At 64.5% G+C, this 17250-nt stretch carries 16 protein-coding genes; 9 read left to right on the top strand and 7 right to left on the bottom strand.

Going from position 1 to position 17250, the window contains the following annotated elements; all coding sequences use genetic code 11:
* Positions 1–3: 3 nt before the first annotated feature.
* The gene (gene ptsP / locus C9I57_RS06385; RefSeq protein WP_181321745.1) at positions 4–2604 is read left to right on the top strand and encodes a phosphoenolpyruvate--protein phosphotransferase; all 2601 of its coding nucleotides are present in this window, start codon (positions 4–6) and stop codon (positions 2602–2604) included.
* A gap of 114 nt (positions 2605–2718) precedes the next feature.
* The gene (gene nagE / locus C9I57_RS06380) at positions 2719–4485 is read left to right on the top strand and encodes an N-acetylglucosamine-specific PTS transporter subunit IIBC (RefSeq protein WP_107149812.1); all 1767 of its coding nucleotides are present in this window, start codon (positions 2719–2721) and stop codon (positions 4483–4485) included.
* Between the two features lie 88 nt (positions 4486–4573).
* Here the strand turns inward: nagE and rpoH are convergent, their stop codons facing one another.
* Entirely contained in the window at positions 4574–5509 is a 936-nt protein-coding gene (gene rpoH, locus C9I57_RS06375) for an RNA polymerase sigma factor RpoH (protein WP_107149811.1), read from the bottom strand.
* 380 nt (positions 5510–5889) lie between these two features.
* Between rpoH and C9I57_RS06370 the strand changes: the two genes are divergently transcribed.
* Together C9I57_RS06370 and C9I57_RS06365 are read left to right on the top strand one after the other, a co-directional pair.
* Entirely contained in the window at positions 5890–6456 is a 567-nt protein-coding gene (locus C9I57_RS06370; protein ID WP_107149810.1) for an acyloxyacyl hydrolase, read from the top strand.
* Between the two features lie 94 nt (positions 6457–6550).
* Entirely contained in the window at positions 6551–6934 is a 384-nt protein-coding gene (locus C9I57_RS06365) for a nuclear transport factor 2 family protein (protein ID WP_018443634.1), read from the top strand.
* A gap of 90 nt (positions 6935–7024) precedes the next feature.
* On the opposite strand, the gene leuA is transcribed toward C9I57_RS06365, so the two are convergent.
* Complete coding sequence (gene leuA, locus C9I57_RS06360) at positions 7025–8671, bottom strand: 2-isopropylmalate synthase (RefSeq protein ID WP_107149809.1); 1647 nt, start codon at positions 8669–8671, stop codon at positions 7025–7027.
* Positions 8672–9080: 409 nt separating this feature from the next.
* A complete protein-coding gene (ybiB, locus tag C9I57_RS06355; protein WP_107149808.1) occupies positions 9081–10055 on the bottom strand; it encodes a DNA-binding protein YbiB in 975 nt (324 codons plus the stop codon).
* Between the two features lie 216 nt (positions 10056–10271).
* Between ybiB and C9I57_RS06350 the strand changes: the two genes are divergently transcribed.
* On the top strand, positions 10272–10988 hold the full coding sequence (locus C9I57_RS06350) for a fumarylacetoacetate hydrolase family protein (protein ID WP_107149807.1): 717 nt from the start codon (positions 10272–10274) through the stop codon (positions 10986–10988).
* Positions 10989–11037: 49 nt separating this feature from the next.
* Positions 11038–11682 (top strand): maleylacetoacetate isomerase, encoded by a 645-nt coding sequence (maiA, locus tag C9I57_RS06345; protein WP_107149806.1) that lies wholly within the window; start codon positions 11038–11040, stop codon positions 11680–11682.
* 22 nt (positions 11683–11704) lie between these two features.
* On the opposite strand, the gene ftsY is transcribed toward maiA, so the two are convergent.
* Positions 11705–12919, bottom strand: a complete 1215-nt coding sequence (ftsY, locus tag C9I57_RS06340) for a signal recognition particle-docking protein FtsY (RefSeq protein ID WP_107149805.1) — start codon at positions 12917–12919, stop codon at positions 11705–11707.
* Positions 12920–13205: 286 nt separating this feature from the next.
* Here ftsY and rsmD point away from each other — a divergent pair, with 286 nt between their 5' ends.
* Complete coding sequence (gene rsmD / locus C9I57_RS06335; RefSeq protein WP_181321744.1) at positions 13206–13874, top strand: 16S rRNA (guanine(966)-N(2))-methyltransferase RsmD; 669 nt, start codon at positions 13206–13208, stop codon at positions 13872–13874.
* A gap of 111 nt (positions 13875–13985) precedes the next feature.
* Positions 13986–14492 (top strand): pantetheine-phosphate adenylyltransferase, encoded by a 507-nt coding sequence (gene coaD, locus C9I57_RS06330; protein WP_107150157.1) that lies wholly within the window; start codon positions 13986–13988, stop codon positions 14490–14492.
* A gap of 85 nt (positions 14493–14577) precedes the next feature.
* Here coaD and C9I57_RS06325 read toward each other — a convergent pair whose 3' ends face one another.
* Both C9I57_RS06325 and C9I57_RS06320 read right to left on the bottom strand, forming a co-directional pair.
* Entirely contained in the window at positions 14578–15378 is an 801-nt protein-coding gene (locus tag C9I57_RS06325; protein WP_146166179.1) for a hypothetical protein, read from the bottom strand.
* Between the two features lie 90 nt (positions 15379–15468).
* Positions 15469–15948: a tetratricopeptide repeat protein gene (locus C9I57_RS06320; protein ID WP_107149802.1), complete on the bottom strand. Its 480-nt coding sequence runs from the start codon at positions 15946–15948 to the stop codon at positions 15469–15471.
* Between the two features lie 300 nt (positions 15949–16248).
* Between C9I57_RS06320 and C9I57_RS06315 the strand changes: the two genes are divergently transcribed.
* Positions 16249–16515, top strand: a complete 267-nt coding sequence (locus C9I57_RS06315; protein ID WP_018443644.1) for a YfhL family 4Fe-4S dicluster ferredoxin — start codon at positions 16249–16251, stop codon at positions 16513–16515.
* 127 nt (positions 16516–16642) lie between these two features.
* On the opposite strand, the gene pth is transcribed toward C9I57_RS06315, so the two are convergent.
* Entirely contained in the window at positions 16643–17245 is a 603-nt protein-coding gene (gene pth / locus C9I57_RS06310) for an aminoacyl-tRNA hydrolase (RefSeq protein WP_107149801.1), read from the bottom strand.
* Between the last annotated feature and the right edge of the window lie 5 nt (positions 17246–17250).

Raw genomic sequence — 17250 nt, 5'->3', positions numbered from 1 at the left:
TTGATGAGCCAGACAGAGGAACGAATCGTCTTGCTCGCACCACTGACCGGTCCCGTCGTGCCGCTTGCCGACGTGCCCGACCCCGTGTTCGCGGGCGGCATGTTCGGCGACGGCATCGGCATCGATCCGCTCGACGGGCGGCTCGTCGCACCATGCGACGGTGTCGTCACGCATCTCGCGCGCACGGGTCATGCGCTCACGCTGCAAACACCCCAAGGCGCCGAGATTTTGCTTCATATCGGCATCGACACGGTTGAGCTGAACGGGCAGGGCTTTACGGCAAAGGTGCAGCAAGGCGCACACGTGAAAGCGGGAGATCTGCTGATCGAGTTCGATCAGGATTCGGTTGCGACGAAGGCGCCGAGCCTCGTGTCCGTCGTGGCCATCGCGAACTCGGATGCATTCGAGATCGTCGAGCGCGCGGGCGGTGCGGGGCATTCGATGGTGAAGAGCGGCGACAAGCTGCTCGTCTTGCGGCGCAAGGGCGCAACGGCCGCTGCCGCTGCCTCTGCCTCTGCCTCTGCCTCTGCCTCTGACGCCGGCGGGCAGACCGCGAGCGCCAGCTCTCACGCGTCGCGCGTCATTACGCTCTCGGTGGCGGGCGGTCTGCACGCACGGCCAGCGGCGCGTGCGCGCGAAGCGGTGCGCGGCCTCGAGGCTCGCGTCGAAGTGAGGCACGAGGCACGCGTCGCGAACGTCGAGAGCGTGGTTGCGCTGATGGGCCTCGGTGCCGGAGAGGGCGCCACTGTCGAAATCCATGGCGTCGGGCCCGATGCATCGAAGGCGGTCGAAGCTGTCGCACGCGAGCTGCTGCGTGAAGTGCATGGCGAGCTCGAGGAAACGCCCGCGCGCTTCGCGTCGCCCGCGCCACGGCAGGCGCCGCGCGCGTCCGCCACGCCGCTCGATCCGAACACGCTCGCGGGCGTATGCGCCGCGCCCGGTATTGCCGTCGGCCCGCTCGTGCGCTGGGACGATGCGGAGCTCGACCTGCCCGAGGCCGCGAGCGGGCCGTCGGCCGCCGAAAGCCGCAAGCTCGATCGTGCGCTCGCGGCCGTCGATGCCGAGCTCGATTCGACGGTGCGCGACGCGTCGCAGCGTGGAGCCGTCGGCGAGGCGGGCATTTTCGCGGTGCATCGCGTGCTGCTCGAAGATCCGACGCTCATCGATACGGCGCGCGATCTCATCAGCCTCGGCAAGAGCGCGGGGTTCGCATGGCGCGAAGCGATCCGCGCGCAGATAGCGGTTCTCGACAACGTCGGAGACATGCTGCTCGCGGAGCGCGCCGCCGATTTGCGCGATATCGAAAAGCGTGTGCTGCGTGAGCTCGGCTACGTGCGGCAGACGGCTCGCACGCTGCCGGCCGACGCTGTGCTGGCCGCGGCAGAATTCACGCCTTCGGACTTGTCGTCGCTCGACCGAACCCGGGTGGCGGCGCTCGTGATGGCCGGCGGCGGCGCGACGTCGCATGCGGCGATCATCGCGCGTCAGCTCGGCATTCCGGCGCTCGTTGCCGTCGGCGATGCGCTGCATGCGATCCCCGAGGGTACGCAAGTCGTCGTCGACGCGAGCGCGGGCCGTCTCGAGTACGCGCCGACGGCGCTCGACGTCGAGCGTGCACGCGTCGAGCGCCAGCGCCTCGCGGGCGTGCGCGAGGCGAACCGCCGCTTGTCGCAGGAGGCGGCCGTGACGACGGATGGCCGCGCGATCGAAGTCGCCGCGAACATCGCGACGCTCGACGACGCGCGCACGGCCGTCGAAAACGGCGCCGATGCGGTCGGTCTGCTGCGCACCGAGCTGCTTTTCATTCATCGTGCGACGGCGCCCAGCACGGACGAGCATCGCGCGAGCTACCAGTCGATCGTCGACGCGCTCGAAGGCCGCACGGCAATCATTCGCACGCTCGACGTCGGCGCCGACAAAGAAGTGCCCTATCTGACGCTGCCGCCCGAAGCGAACCCGGCGCTTGGCCTGCGCGGCGTGCGGCTTGCGCAAGTGCGCCCCGATCTGCTCGACGATCAGTTGCGTGGCCTTATCGGCGTGCAGCCGCCCGGTTCGGTGCGCATTCTCTTGCCGATGGTGACCGACGCCAACGAACTGATAAAGCTGCGCGAGCACGTCGACGATCTGGCGCGCGCGATGGGCCGCAGCGACCCGATCGAGGTGGGCGTGATGATCGAAGTGCCATCGGCGGCGCTGCTGGCCGATCAGCTCGCGCGCCATGCCGATTTTCTCTCGATCGGCACAAACGATCTCACCCAATACACGCTAGCGATGGACCGCTGCCAGCCCGACCTCGCGGCGCAGGCCGACGGCCTCCATCCGGCCGTGCTGCGGCTCGTCGAAGCGACGACACGCGGCGCGGCGAAATACGGCAAGTGGGTGGGCGTCTGCGGCGCGCTGGCGGGCGATCCGCTCGCCGTGCCGTTGCTCGTCGGCCTCGGCGTGACCGAGCTTTCCGTGGACCCGGTGGCCGTGCCGGGCATCAAGGCGCGTGTGCGCCGCCTCGATTATCAACTGTGCCGCCAGCGCGCCGGGGATCTGTTGGCGCTTGAATCGGCGCAGGCGGTAAGAGCAGCAAGCCGCGAAATCTGGCCGCTCGAGTGACGTCGCCGGAGCGGCTCGCACACGCCGCTCCGCTGCCGACTCGCTGCGAGACCGGAGGTCGCTTCCCTCGACATTGACACAAGCACGACGACGACAAACCACCAGGAGGATCACATGGACGGGAATCCATTCTTGAAAATACAGCGCCTAGGGCGGGCGCTGATGCTGCCGATCGCGGTGCTGCCGGTCGCGGGCATCCTGCTTCGGCTCGGCCAGGCCGACGTGCTCAACATCAAGCTCATTGCCGACGCGGGCGGCACAATCTTCGACAACCTGCCGCTCCTCTTCGCCATCGGCGTGGCGGTCGGTTTCGCGAAGGACAACAACGGCGTGGCCGCGCTGGCGGGCGGCATCGGCTACCTCATCGAAATCGCGGTGATGAAGGACATCAACGACAAGCTCAACATGGGCGTGTTGTCGGGGATCATCGCCGGCATCGTCGCGGGGATGCTCTATAACCGCTACAAGGACATCAAGCTGCCCGATTACCTGGCCTTCTTCGGCGGCAAGCGGTTCGTGCCGATCGTCACGGGGCTTGCCTGCGTCGTGCTCGGCGTCGTATTCGGCTACGTCTGGCAACCGGTCCAGGCGGCCATCGATGCGACGGGCCACTGGCTCACGACGGCCGGCGCGATCGGCGTGTTCGTCTACGGTACGTTGAACCGGCTCCTGCTCGTGACGGGGCTGCACCACATCATCAACTCGCTGGCATGGTTCGTGTTCGGCACCTTTACGCCTGCCGGCGGCGGCGCGCCCGTCACCGGCGATCTGCATCGCTTCTTTGCCGGCGATCCGACCGCGGGCGGCTTCATGACGGGCTTCTTCCCGATCATGATGTTCGGGCTGCCGGCCGCGTGTCTCGCGATGTTTCACGAAGCACCGAAGGAGCGCCGCGCGATGGTCGGCGGGCTGCTGTTTTCGATGGCGCTCACGTCGTTCCTGACCGGCGTCACCGAGCCCGTCGAATTCAGCTTCATGTTCCTCGCGCCCGTGCTGTATGTGATCCACGCGGTGTTGACGGGCGTCTCGCTTGCGATCTGCCAGGCGCTCGGCGTTCATCTTGGTTTCACTTTTTCGGCCGGCGCGATCGACTACGTGCTCAACTACGGACTCTCGACGAAAGGCTGGCTCGCGATCCCGATCGGCCTGGCGTACGGTTTCGTCTACTACGGGCTCTTCCGCTTCTTCATCCGCAAGTTCAACATGGCGACGCCGGGCCGCGAGCCGGCTACGGTGGACGCGCAAGTCGAGTCGTATGCGTCGGGCGGCTTCGTCGCACCGACGGCCGGTGCGAGCTCACCGCGTGCGGCCCGATATATCGCGGCGCTGGGCGGTTCGTCGAACCTGACGCTCGTCGATGCCTGCACCACGCGTCTGCGCCTTTCGGTCGTCGACACCGAAAAGATTTCGGAGTCTCAGTTGAAGCAGATCGGCGTGCGCGGTGTGCTCAAGCGCGACGCGCACAACGTGCAGGTCGTGATCGGACCGGAAGCCGATCTCATCGCCGACGAAATCCGGGCCGCGCTCGGCAGCGATTCGTCCGCCGGTGCGGTCGCGGCGGCGCAAGCGCCGGCGGCGGCAGCCGCTACGGCCTCCGCGGCGGGCGCAGCGGGTCCGCTCGATCCCGATCCGATGCGCTGGCTGGCCGTGTTCGGCGGTGCGACGAACGTCGTTTCGCTCGACGCGATCGCTCAGACGCGGCTGCGCGTCGTCGTGCGCGACGCATCCGCCGTCGACCGGCAGCGGCTAGGCTTGCTCGACGTCGCGTGGGTCTCGGGCGACACGTTCCATATCGTTTGCGGGGCGGCGGCCCAACGCTACGCTTCGGTGATGTCGACGCGCCTTGCTGCACCGGGCGGACCGTCGCCGCAGCCCGCCTAAAAAAAATCCCGCCGCTTCGAAAGGCGGCGGGATTCAATCCGCAACGCGATGCCGATCGATTGCGATCGGCATCCGCGCGATGGCTCGATTACTTGTAGGCGGTCAGCGCATTGCGCATCTTCTTCATCGCGCTCGCCTCGATCTGGCGAATGCGCTCGGCCGAGACGCCGAACTCGTCGGCGAGGTCGTGCAGCGTCGAGCCGCCGGACCCGTCGTCCTCGACGTTGAGCCAGCGCGCTTCGATGATGCGGCGGCTGCGCGCGTCGAGCGAATCGAGCGCCTGCGCAATGCCGTCCGTCTGCAATTTATCGCGCTGGCGCGCAGCCAACACGGCTGTCGGCTCGCTGTGCGGATCCGTCAGGTAGGCGATCGGCGCATACGTTTCTTCGCCATCCTCGACCTGGCTTTCGAGCGCGACGTCGCCGCCCGAGAGGCGCGTTTCCATCTCCGCGACCTCCTCGCGCTTCACGTTCAACTCTTGGGCGAGGCCGTCGATCTCCTCGGGCGTGAACGCGTGCAGATCCTGCTTGTGGCTGCGCAGATTGAAGAAGAGCTTGCGCTGCGCCTTGGTCGTGGCCACTTTCACCATGCGCCAGTTGCGCAGGATGTATTCGTGGATTTCGGCCTTGATCCAATGGATTGCGTACGACACCAGGCGTACGTTTTGCTCCGGGTCGAAGCGCTTCACGGCCTTCATGAGGCCGATGTTTCCTTCCTGGATCAGGTCCGCATGCGGAAGCCCATAGCCGAGGTAGTTGCGCGCGATCGATACCACGAGACGCAAGTGCGAGAGCACGAGGCGGCGCGCCGCCTCGAGGTTGTTGTGCTCGCGGTACTCGTTGGCGTACTGGCGCTCTTCCGCTGCCGTCAGCATCGGAATCCGGTTGACCGCCTGAATGTAGGCGTCGATGTTGCCGAGCTGGCCGGGCAGCATCGAAGAAGGCGCGAGCGTCAGAGCACCTGCCGAAGCGGCCTTGGCGGACGCCTGGGCAAGCGGGCTCGGAAGGGTCAGTGCATTGCTCACGTAGCAAACTCCTTGAAATCAGACTGCGGACTGCTGCTAGTCACGAATGCGACTCTTCGGGGGATATTAGCACTCCCGGGAGCGGACTGCTAAGTATTGGAGTAGCTCATTCGGCCTAAGTTCCCTTGCGGCTATCGAATCGTCGATTTCGATAGTAATAGTGATGATACTCTTCTCCTCGGGGCGCTGCATCGCGCAAAAAAGGGCGCAATGCAGGCGCGGCGCCGGTGGCAACCGTCGTTTTGCGAGAAGCTGTTTTGCGTGGCGCTGAATGATTACGAAATCTCAAGTACCGTAATATTTCGCGGCACGTCGATTCGTCCCCGTATCCTTTTTCCGGGGCGCCGCGACCTTCAACGGAGTCTTTCGGAGACTGACACATGCTCGACAACAAGAACCGGTACTCGCGCCCCCATGCACTGCTGGCCGGCGCGGCAGCGGTCCTCTTCCTTTGCTCGGCGGCAGCCCGAGCCGACTCGTTCGGCGTGCAGGTGGCCGGAGGACTGGGCGAGCACAAGGTCGACAAGGTGGATCTCGGGTTCGTCTGGGACCCGGGCATCAACTGGTGGTACATCGGCGGTTGGCATTTCGCGCTGATCGGCGAGGCTCACGTCGCCTACTGGCACTCGGGCGAAGGCACTTCGCGCAACGAGGTCTATGAACTGGGCGTCAATCCGCTCGTGCGCTTCATCAAGGACTCGGGCGCGATCAGACCATACATCGAAGCGGGTGCGGGCGTGCGTGGGCTCACGCATCCGACCGTCAACGACGACTATCGCCTCGGGACGGCCTTTCAGTTCACCGAGATCGTCGGCGTGGGCGCGCAGTTCGGCAGCCATCAGCAGTACGCGGCCGGGCTGCGCTTTCAACATATCTCGAATGCCGGTATCAAAGAGCCGAATCCTGGTATAAATTTCAGCCAGCTATATTTGCAGTACAACTTCTGACGCGGATACCCATGCGGCGCCTCCAAAGGGGCTTCCTCCCGGAGCCCCGGCAAGGATGCTCCCCGCGGGCGTCCATGCGCATGGAGGCTGAGCGATGGCGGCAAAGGTAATCGAGGCGATTCGCGTGCTGGAGCGCGACCGCTTTCGCGCGATGGTCGACGGCGACGTTCCGTTGCTGAACGAGTTGCTCTCGGATAACGCGAGCTTCGTCCATACCAACGGCAAACGCGAGACGAAGCAGCAGTTCATCGATGCGATCTCAGCCGGCCATCGCCGCTATCGGCAGATAGAAGTTCAATCGCAGGAGGTCCTGCCAGTCGGCAGCGAGACCTGTGTCGTCACGGGGCGCGCGCTCTTCGAGATGGAGGCAAACAGCGGGGCGCTGCTCTATCCGATCGCCTATACGGCCATCCAGACTCAGGAAGGCGGCCAGTGGCGTCTTGTCGCATGGCACGCGACACGCTGCGCGCTCGAGTGAGACCGGCGGGCTCGCCTACGCTATCGTCCCCCCGGTCTTCGTCTTCATCTTCCTGCCGGCTCGCTTGCATGAGCTCGTCGCGCGTCAGCCTTATGCCGCTGCCTGTCGCTCGTCGCTATCCCAATCGAATCGATTCATGGCGCTCATGAGCGCGTCGGCCGCGGCCGTTGCCGCATCGGCGTGGATGCCCACGCCGTGGCGCAATGGCTCGCCCGCGACCCTGCAGCCGACAAACGCGGCCCAGCCGCCGCCGGCCCTCGGCGTCGCCTCGAACGAGCAAAGCTCGACCGCGCGCGGCGCCGCGCTCCCAAGCGCCCGCGCAAGCGCTTCGACGGTGGCTTGAACGTCGTTCTCGCCTTGCGCGATCCGTGCCGCCTCGCGCCGGTGCCAACGCACCGTCGAGTCCATGCGCGAACAAGGCCCCTCTACACCAACGTATTCCTGCTTGAAACGCTCGCAAACGGCTTCAACTGTCACCTCGGCTCCCGATTCGTCGGCGATCTTTTGCACCGCGTGACTGAACTCGATCTGCAGTCTGCGCGGCGGCGCGAAACCGAGTCCGCGCTCGATGAGATAGGTCGCGCCGCCCTTGCCGGACTGGCTGTTTACGCGAATTACCGCGTCGTAGCTGCGGCCTACGTCTTTGGGATCGATCGGCAAATAGGGCACTTCCCAGACGGCGTCGCCCGCCTGCCGCGCGAAACCCTTGCGAATCGCGTCCTGGTGCGAGCCCGAGAACGCCGTGAAGACGAGATCGCCCGCGTAAGGATGGCGCGGGTGTACGGGAATCGCGTTGCAGCGCTCCACCACGCGCCGTACCGCATCGATATCGGAGAAGTCGAGCTTCGGATCGATACCTTGCGTATAGAGGTTGAGCGCGAGCGTGACGAGATCGACGTTGCCGGTGCGCTCGCCGTTGCCGAAGAGGCAGCCTTCAATACGGTCCGCGCCCGCGAGCAGCGCCAACTCGGCTGCGGCGACGGCCGTGCCGCGATCGTTGTGCGGATGCACCGACAGCACGATGCTGTCTCGATAGGCGAGATTGCGGTCCATCCATTCGATCTGATCGGCGAACACGTTCGGCGTGGCGGCTTCGACGGTCGCCGGCAGATTCACGATCATCTTGTGATCGCGCGTCGGGCGCCAGACTTGCGCGACCGCGTCGCACACTTCGCGCGAGAACGCGAGCTCGGTCATGCTGAACGTCTCGGGCGAGTACTGATAGGTCCAATGCGTGCCGGGCCTGCGCTCGGCCTCTTCCTTGATGAGCCGCGTTCCTTCGATCGCCAGCGCCTTCACGTCGGCCTTCGACGCATTGAATACGATCCGCCTGAACGACGGGCAGATCGCGTTGTAAAGATGCACGATGGCGCGCGGGACCCCTTCGAGCGCTTCGAACGTTCGTGCGATGAGATCGGCACGCGACTGCACGAGCACCTCGATGGTCACGTCTTCGGGAATCCTGCCTTCGACGATGAGCTTGCGCACGAAATCGAAATCGGTCTGGGAGGCGGAGGGGAAGCCGACTTCGATCTCCTTGAAGCCGATCGCGACGAGCGTCTCGAAGAACTCCAGTTTTTGCGCGATGGTCATCGGTTCGATCAGCGATTGATTGCCGTCTCTAAGATCGGTGCTCATCCAGATCGGCGCGCGCTCGATCGTCCGGCTTGGCCATTTGCGGGTGGCAAGACGCACGGGCTCGAATGGTCGGTACTTCTCGGCAGGGTTGCGGAGCATGGTGAACCTCGTTCGTTCGGTCGTCTGCGAAAGCTACGCATAAGCTGCCAGCTCGTCGTTCGTGCCGATCGTTGCGACGTCCAACGGTGGCCGAGGCTTTCGCGAATCGTCCGAACGGTATTCGGCCGAATGCTGACGACTACGGGTTGTAAAAGGAACTGCGGTTTGGGGTGAAACGGAGTGCTGCGAACTGCTGGAGGACCGCGCAAATGGCTCGCGGCGCTACGGCTTGCTTACGCTAGTCGTAGCGATAGGGACCGCGCTAGGCGGCCGGAAGTAATTCGGAGGGTGTGCGGAAAGGAACGCATGGCATGCACTTTATGACAGCGATCGCGGCCATGTCAACAGCACGCGTGCGCGTCGGGGGGCCGTGTGCACGAAGACGGTCATGCAGCCGGCCCCGATCGATTCACGCAACGCTTACGAGCCGGACGATCGATTCGACCTGGCGCGCGAGTGTGGGCGGAACGGGCGTATCGCCGGCGAGCACTGACCTGATCCAGGTCGCGGTGGCCGCCGCGTCGCGCGACTCGGGCAACTCGACGGGTTCTGTTTCCGGAGACGAGCGCTCGGCTTCGACGAGTATCTCGGCGGCGCCGTCATGAAGCCACTCGATGCGGACCTGCCGGCGCGTATCGGCGACGGCTTCACCTTCGGTGCCGCGCGCGAGAAGAACGTCGCCCGCCGCGGCGTCGGGGTGAGAAAGAAAAAGCTCGGCGAGGCTCTCGCGATAGTCCGGATGTGTGTAGTTGACGAGCCGCAGGCCGGCCGGCGCGAACGGCTGCAAAATCTTGACGAGCGTGTGCGTGGAGTTGCGAACGCCCATGATTCGACGCAGCGCCAGCAGCCGCGCGAGCTTTGGAGCGAGCACGTCGATCGGGGCGAACGCGAGACGCCGCTCGGCGAGGGCCGCTCCGATCGATGTATTGGATTTGCACGGCTCAATCCCCAGTGCGACGAAGATCTCGGCGCTCGTCACGCGGCCCGGATCGGACGTCACCCCGTGCACGAGCGTCGGCACGCCTTCGCGGGCGAGCAGCAGCGCGAGCAGCGGCACGAGATTGGGCTGCTTGCGCGCTCCGTTGTAGCTTGGAATCGAGACGGGCCGGTAGGCATCGGCGGCAACACGAATGGGCTCGAACGAAGCCTGGGCAGCCGTGAGCATGGCGGCCAGCTCGGGCGCCGTCTCGCCCTTCAGCCGATAGGCGAGCAGCACGGCGCCGAGCTCCAGGTCCGAGACGCGACCGTCGAGCATGGCGCTGTATAGGGCCTGCGTATCTTCGGGCGACAGCGCTCGCGCGCCGTTCGGACCGCGCCCGATCTCCTTGATGAAGCGGGCGCACGAAAACGACGCGGCAGGGACGGAAGCAGCGGATTCTGTCATGAAGCAGAGGCGGGTGAGCCTTTCCTTGGGGACGCGTGTAACGATGCTCAGTATCGCATGCGAAGGCATCCGGCAAGCGGACCGGGGGCTGTAATGGACGGTAGCAAGCGCCGTTGCCGGTTCGAGGCACTTCTCAAGCGGCCGCGCTAAACTCGAATTCTTCGCCGAACGCAGCGGCGCTCGTCGCTGATGCGTTCCAACAACATGGAGAATCGAATGGATTACGCGTTTGCCCCCGCGCCCGCGGTTGCGGTGCCGATCGTCGAGACCGCAGGATCCGCCGGCGCGCGCCGGCATTTTCCGGTGCGCCGCATTTATTGCGTGGGGCGCAACTACGAAGCGCATGCCCGAGAGATGGGGCACGACCCGGACCGGGAGCCGCCGTTCTTCTTCTCGAAGCCGGCCGACGCGGTGCTCTACGTGGCGCCGGGAGCGACGGGCGAATTTCCGTATCCCACGCTGTCGAGCAACGTCCATTTCGAGATGGAGCTCGTCGTCGCGATCGGTAAGGGCGGGCGAGACATCGCTGTCGAGCACGCGCTCGATCATGTCTACGGCTATGCGCTAGGGCTCGACATGACACGCCGCGATTTACAGGCCGAAGCGAAGAAGCTCGGCCGGCCCTGGGAGCCCGCCAAAGGGTTCGACCACTCGGCGCCGCTCGGGCCGATCCATCCCGTTGCCGCGGTCGGCCATATCGACCGCGGCGCGATCTGGCTCAGCGTCAACGGTGTGGAGAAGCAACGCTCGGATGTTTCGCAGCTGATCTGGTCGATTCCCGAAACCCTTGCGCATCTCTCGAAGCTCTTCGAATTGCAGCCCGGCGATCTCATCTTCACGGGCACACCCGAGGGCGTGGGGGCGGTGGTGAAGGGCGATCTGATGAAGGGCGGCGTCGACGGACTCGGCGAATTAAGCGTGCGGGTGGTCTGAACTCCCGCGTGAGACGAGACGGGACGACGAGAGACGAGGGAGGGGCCGCATGAAGCTATACAGCTATTTCCGCAGTTCGGCGTCGTACCGCGTGCGCATCGCGCTGAACCTGAAGGGCCTGCCTTACGAGTACATGCCCGTGCATCTGCTGCGCTCGGGCGGTGAGCAGTTGACGGCGCAATACCGCAAGCTCAATCCCGACGGGCTTGTGCCGACGCTCGTCGACGGCGATGTCACGCTGCAGCAGTCGCTCGCAATCGTCGAGTATCTCGAGGAAACGCGCCCCGAGCCGCCGCTATTGCCGCGCGATCCTGTCGATCGCGCCTACGTGAGAGCCGTGGCGCAGCAGGTCGCCTGCGAGATTCATCCGCTCGACAACCTGCGCGTGCTGCGATATCTCGTCCACGAGCTCGGTCTTTCGGACGAGGCGAAGAACGGCTGGTACCGGCATTGGATCGAGGCGGGATTCGAAACGCTGGAAGTGCGATTGTCGACCGAGCGCCGCGTGGGCAAGCTCGTGTTCGGCGACGAGCCGACGGTTGCCGATCTCTGCCTCGTGCCGCAGGTCTTCAACGCCCAGCGCTTCAAGGTCGATACCGCGCGCTATCCGACGATCCAGCGCATCTACGACTATGCGTGCGGGCTCGATGCGTTTGCGCGCGCGGCGCCGGGCGCGCAACCCGACGCCGAATGACGGCCGAATCGACGAGACTCGATCAACCGAGCAGCGCGTCCGTGAACTCTTCGGCGCTGAACGGCTGCAGGTCTTCGACTTTCTCGCCGACGCCGATGAAATAGACGGGCACGGGCCGCTGACGCGCGATGGCCGCGAGGATGCCGCCCTTCGCCGTGCCGTCCAGCTTCGTGACGATGAGCCCCGTCAACGAGAGCGCATCGTCGAACGCCTTCACCTGCGCGAGCGCGTTCTGGCCCGTGTTCGCATCGATGACGAGCAGCACCTCGTGCGGCGCGCCCTCGTACGCCTTGCCGATCACGCGCTTCACTTTGCGCAACTCTTCCATCAGATGCAGCTGCGTGGGCAGGCGGCCGGCCGTATCGGCCATCACGACGTCGATTCCACGCGCACGCGCGGCGCTCACGGCGTCGAAGATGACGGCGGCCGGGTCCCCGCTTTCCTGCGAGACGACAGTCACGTTGTTGCGCTGACCCCAGATCGCGAGCTGCTCGCGCGCCGCGGCGCGGAACGTGTCGCCGGCCGCGAGCAGCACCGACTGCTCGAAACGCTGCAGATGCTTGGCGAGCTTGCCGATCGTCGTGGTCTTGCCGGCGCCGTTCACGCCCGCGATCATCATGACGAGAGGCGCGGTGTGGCCGAGCACCAGAGACTTTTCGAGCGGCTTGAGGAGATCGACGAGCAGCGTACGCAGGGCCGCCTTCACTTGCAGCGGATCGGTCAATCGTTCCGCTCGGACCTTTTCGTGCAATGCGTCGAGCAGGTAATTGGTCGCTTCGACGCCCGCATCGGACATCAGCAGCGCCGTTTCCAGTTCTTCGTAAAGCACGTCGTCGATCTTCGTGCCGACGAAGATGCCCGTGAGGCCGGCGCTCGTTTTCGCGAGCCCCGACCTGAGCTTGGCAAGCCAGGACTGCCTGGCGGCCGGCTCGATGGGCGGCGGGGGCACGATTTCGATCGTTTCGGTGGCCGTGTCCGTGGCCGGGCCTGCCGATGAGCCGCCCGGCTTGCCCGCACCGTTGCCCGGAGGTGCCGGCGGCGACGGTGTCGGCGTCGATGGTGTCGCGGACGGGACCTGAGCCGAACGGGGCGCGGATGGGGCCGGAGCGCTCGACGCGGGCGTCGCCGCAGCCGGCGACGATGGCGCCGGGGCGGCGGGCTCAGCCGGTCGCTCGTTGCTCTCCTGGCCGTTTTCGGGCGTTTTCGAGCCCTTGAAGCGTTTGAAAAAACTGAACATGGGTATGGGTGATGGATGTCGCGCCGCGGGGGCCTTCATGCGCCTCGCGCGGCTGCACGCCGGCGCGCAAGGGCCGGATGCCGCGGCATCGAGCGGCGGCAAGCGTTCCACGATGCGCGGGAAGGGGGGTATTTTATCAGGGGCGACTCTTTAGGCGGGGCTCCGCCGACAGGCGCGGGCCAGTGCGCTTGTGGTAACGTTGGCCGTCGGTTTTGCGCTTCGACGCCTTATCGAATGGCTGGAGCGTGAAGCACCGGCTTCCCTTGAAGATTTTTCGACTTTTCGCATGCGCCGGTCTTCGTCTACCTTCTCCTCTTCGCCTTCTCCGTCTTCTTCCGAGGCAAGGCGTTCCTCGGCAACGCGGGGCAAGGCGGCAACGCCGGACCGCAGCGGCAAGCAGCATACCGTGCGCATCATCGGCGGCGACTGGAAGCGCACGCCGCTGCCGGTGCTCGACCTCGAGGGCCTGCGGCCGACGCCCGACCGCGTGCGCGAGACGCTCTTCAACTGGCTCGGGCAACGGCTCGACGGTCAGCGCTGCCTCGATCTCTTCGCGGGCAGCGGGGCGCTCGGCTTCGAGGCTGCTTCGCGCGGCGCGGCACGCGTCGTCATGGTGGAGCGCAATGCGCGCGCCGCAAGGCAACTGCGCGACAATCAAGCGCGGCTTTCCGCTCGCATGATCGAGGTTGTCGAGGCTGACGGCCTGCGGCTCGCGGCAGGCCTTGCGCCGGGCTCGTTCGACGTCGTTTTTCTCGACCCGCCGTTCGAAAGCGGAATGCTCGAGCGCGCGCTCGAGTTGGCGATGCCGCTCGTCAGCGTCGACGGGTTTTTGTACGTCGAGTCCGGTGAGCCCCTCGATGACGACGCTCCGCTTTTGGCCGGCTGGACCATCGTCCGCCACGATAGGGCGGGCGCGGTCCACTACCATTTGCTGCAGCGCGAAAATGGTGAATAATGCGCGTTCCGAAAGCGCCGCCCGGTGCCGAGAGGCGCGGGACGGCCGGCGAGACGCGTGACGGCTCGCGGTTTCGGACCGCCGGGGAATAAACGATCAGAGGAGATGCCGATGGTAGTCGCCGTGTACCCGGGTACATTCGACCCGCTCACACGCGGTCACGAGGACCTCGTGCGCCGTGCGGCGAGCATATTCGACACCCTCGTGGTCGGCGTGGCCGACAGTCGCGCCAAGAAGCCGTTCTTCACGTTGCAGGAGCGCCTCGACATCGCCCAGGAAGTGCTCGGCCACTACTCGAACGTGCAGGTGATGAGCTTCCAGGGGCTGCTGAAGGATTTCGTGCGGGCGCATAACGCGCGTGTGATCGTCCGAGGGCTTCGTGCGGTGTCCGACTTCGAGTACGAGTTTCAGATGGCGGGCATGAACCGCTATTTGTTGCCCGATGTCGAGACGATGTTCATGACCCCGTCGGACCAGTATCAATTCATCTCGGGCACGATCGTGCGCGAAATCGCTCAGCTCGGCGGCGATGTGAGCAAGTTCGTGTTTCCGTCGGTCGAGAAATGGCTTACGGACAAGGTCGCCGCGATGGGGCAGGGGGCGGGGACGCAGCCGTGAGGCGATGCGTCCCGTGAGACTTTGGGTGCCGGCAAGTCCGCAGCAGCCATAAGGCTCTCGTGTCGTCCCTTCCGCACGCCCTTCGCTAAGACGATACGGCTTTTTCGCCGATGGGCGCTGACCGGTTATCATTGCCGGCCCGAACTGTGGATACTTCCATCCTGCGCGTCAGTTCATTCTCTGCGATCTCACGTATATCGCCGGCTGTGCTAAGCAAGCACTCAGCGAGCGCCACCGGCATTCGGCTGCTATGGGAGACAGCGGCCCTCAACGTCTCTGCTCGGCGCTCGACTCCGGTGTCTTGCAGTACGGCAATCTTCTTCCTGAGCGGGAATTGGTCTTTGTGACGAACCAGGTTGGCAACAGCTGCCGCGGACCCGCCGAGGACCGCCGCGCCAATGACGGCACCCGGCACGACGCCCACGACAGGAGCAAAGGCCGACCCTACTTCCGCGCCTAAGATCGCGCCCGCTGCCGTCGCGTATTTGACATATTTGGGTGAAGGCACGTTGGCGAGGTGCTCGCCCTGTCTGTCCGCCTTCTCTTGGAGGTCGATAAGCGCCCTGCGGTGCTCCGGAGAATCCAGCACATAAACGTTTCTACTTTTCCAATCTGTAAATACGTTCGGGCTATCTTTTATTGTGCCGTACTTATATTCCTTACCGTGCTTATCCTTGAACGTCGCAACGCCAACCTCGGTTTTTTGCAGCGTCAGCGGATTCTTGTGAGCGGTGTCTTTACTGAGATAAAGGGTGATCTTGTCTGGTGGCGCAACGGTATCGGCATTCGCCGTCGGCCGCGGGGTTGAAGGGGGCTCTCGCGTGATGGGAGCGGTGGTGTCGAACTGAAGCTGGGTCAATGACAGCGATCGGATGGTCATTTCCATGTCCTAAAGTCGGTTGCAATTGGGTGCGGCGCCGAGCCGCCCTCGGGCCTTGGTAAGGCGGGAACGGAGCGGGCGGGCTGCCCGCCGAAATCAGAGCAGTTGCTCCATCAGTGCCTTGGCGTGCGGGTATAGGCCGGGGCGCGCATTACTTGTCGCGCAAAGGCTCAAACAATGACGCAAGGTGTCGCGCGCCTCGTCATACTGCGATAACGCCACCTGACATTCGCTCACGCGGAACCATGCGCCGGGGTCGGCTGGCAATTGCCTCGCCGCAGCCGAAAAGTACTGCAACGCCGCGCTATGCTCTCCCAGTTGCTGCATTGCGTTGCCCGTCGCCAAATGTAGCTCGCCATCCAGCGGGTTTACAAATGTCAAAGCGGAAAAATAGCGAGACGCGAAAAGATAATCGCCGTCGTAGTAGCTCTTTAGCGCTTCTTGATAGCAGTCTTCCATCTCGTGGTCGGCGATACCGAGTAGATCAGCCAGATTGCCGTGTTTCTCGATTAGTGCCGCATATTGCGCGATAAATGCGGCTTCATCTTCTTGTGCGATTTTGTCGATTTCGCTCATTGCCGTCCCACCTCCTTTGAAAAGGCACCAAGTTCAAAGCAGGATAGGCGAGCGACGCCGCAGCTCCTTCTATAAATTGCCGATTCTTTCCAAAAAATTGAAATTCGTCCTTGATTGGGAACGGCCGTTCGGACCCGACGATGGAATGACGGCAGGTTCGAAGGTGCCTCCCGTGTTAGGGGTAAAATAGTGCGTTCGGAAGAGCGATGGCGTTCAGCCACCCAGGCGGCCCGGCTACGCGGACGCCCCTCGGCGGCCTTGTCAGCAGCTCTTCCCGTTGAAGTTTTTCCGGTGAAAAGCATGGCCCTGATGATTACCGACGAGTGCATCAACTGCGACGTCTGTGAGCCCGAATGCCCGAACGACGCAATCTCGATGGGGCAGGATATTTACGTGATCGACCCTTCGAAGTGCACCGAATGCGTCGGTCACTTCGATGAACCGCAATGCCGGCAGGTGTGCCCGGTCGACTGCATCCCGATCAACCCCGAGCATGTCGAAACGCGGGAGCAGCTACTCGCGAAGTATGGCTCGCTGCAGCAGGCTAAAAAGGGAGAGGACGCCTAGCCGGTGATGCCTGGCTGAAGGCTGGAGCATCAGCGGCGATCGCTGATGTTGTGATTGGGTGGCAGCCCCATTCCGAGCGCGCCATCGCGTCTCGCAACCGCGACCCACAACCGCGAGCCGCTTGTCACTACGCGCCGCGATGCAGCTGCATCACCGCGCGCTCGGTTTCCCCTTTGACGAAGTGCGGCATGACGGCGAGCGCCCGCTCGATAGCCGCATCGATCACTTGTTGCTCTTCCTTGCGCGGCGGCTTCAGCACGAAGTTCGCGACGTCCGGCTTCGCACCCGCGCGAGCGGCTTCGGGAATCAGATCCCGGGGATGTCCGATGCCGATGCGCAACCGCCAGTACTGCTGCGACGAAAGATGCGCCGAAATATCCTTGAGTCCATTATGGCCGCCGCTTCCGCCACCGAGCTTTAGCTTGATGGCGCCGGGCAGTAGATCCAATTCGTCATGTGCGACGAGAATCTGATCGGGCAGGATCTTGAAGAAATGCGCGAGCGCGACGACCGATTGCCCCGATCGGTTCATGAACGTCTGCGGCTCGAGCAGATGGACTTCATCGCCGAAAAGCCGTGCCTTCGCGTATAGGCCGTGAAAGCGCCGCTCGTCGCGCAAGGCGACGCCGGCCTCGCGCGCGAGTTGATCCACGAACCAAAAGCCCGCGTTATGGCGTGTGGCCGTGTATTCGGCGCCCGGATTGCCGAGCCCGACGATCAGTTTGATCATGACGT

This window comes from Trinickia symbiotica, assembly GCF_003028655.1.
GTDB lineage: Bacteria > Pseudomonadota > Gammaproteobacteria > Burkholderiales > Burkholderiaceae > Trinickia > Trinickia symbiotica_A.
The sequence above is the reverse complement of the archived record's forward strand: the minus strand, read 5'-3'. Positions and strand labels throughout refer to the sequence as shown.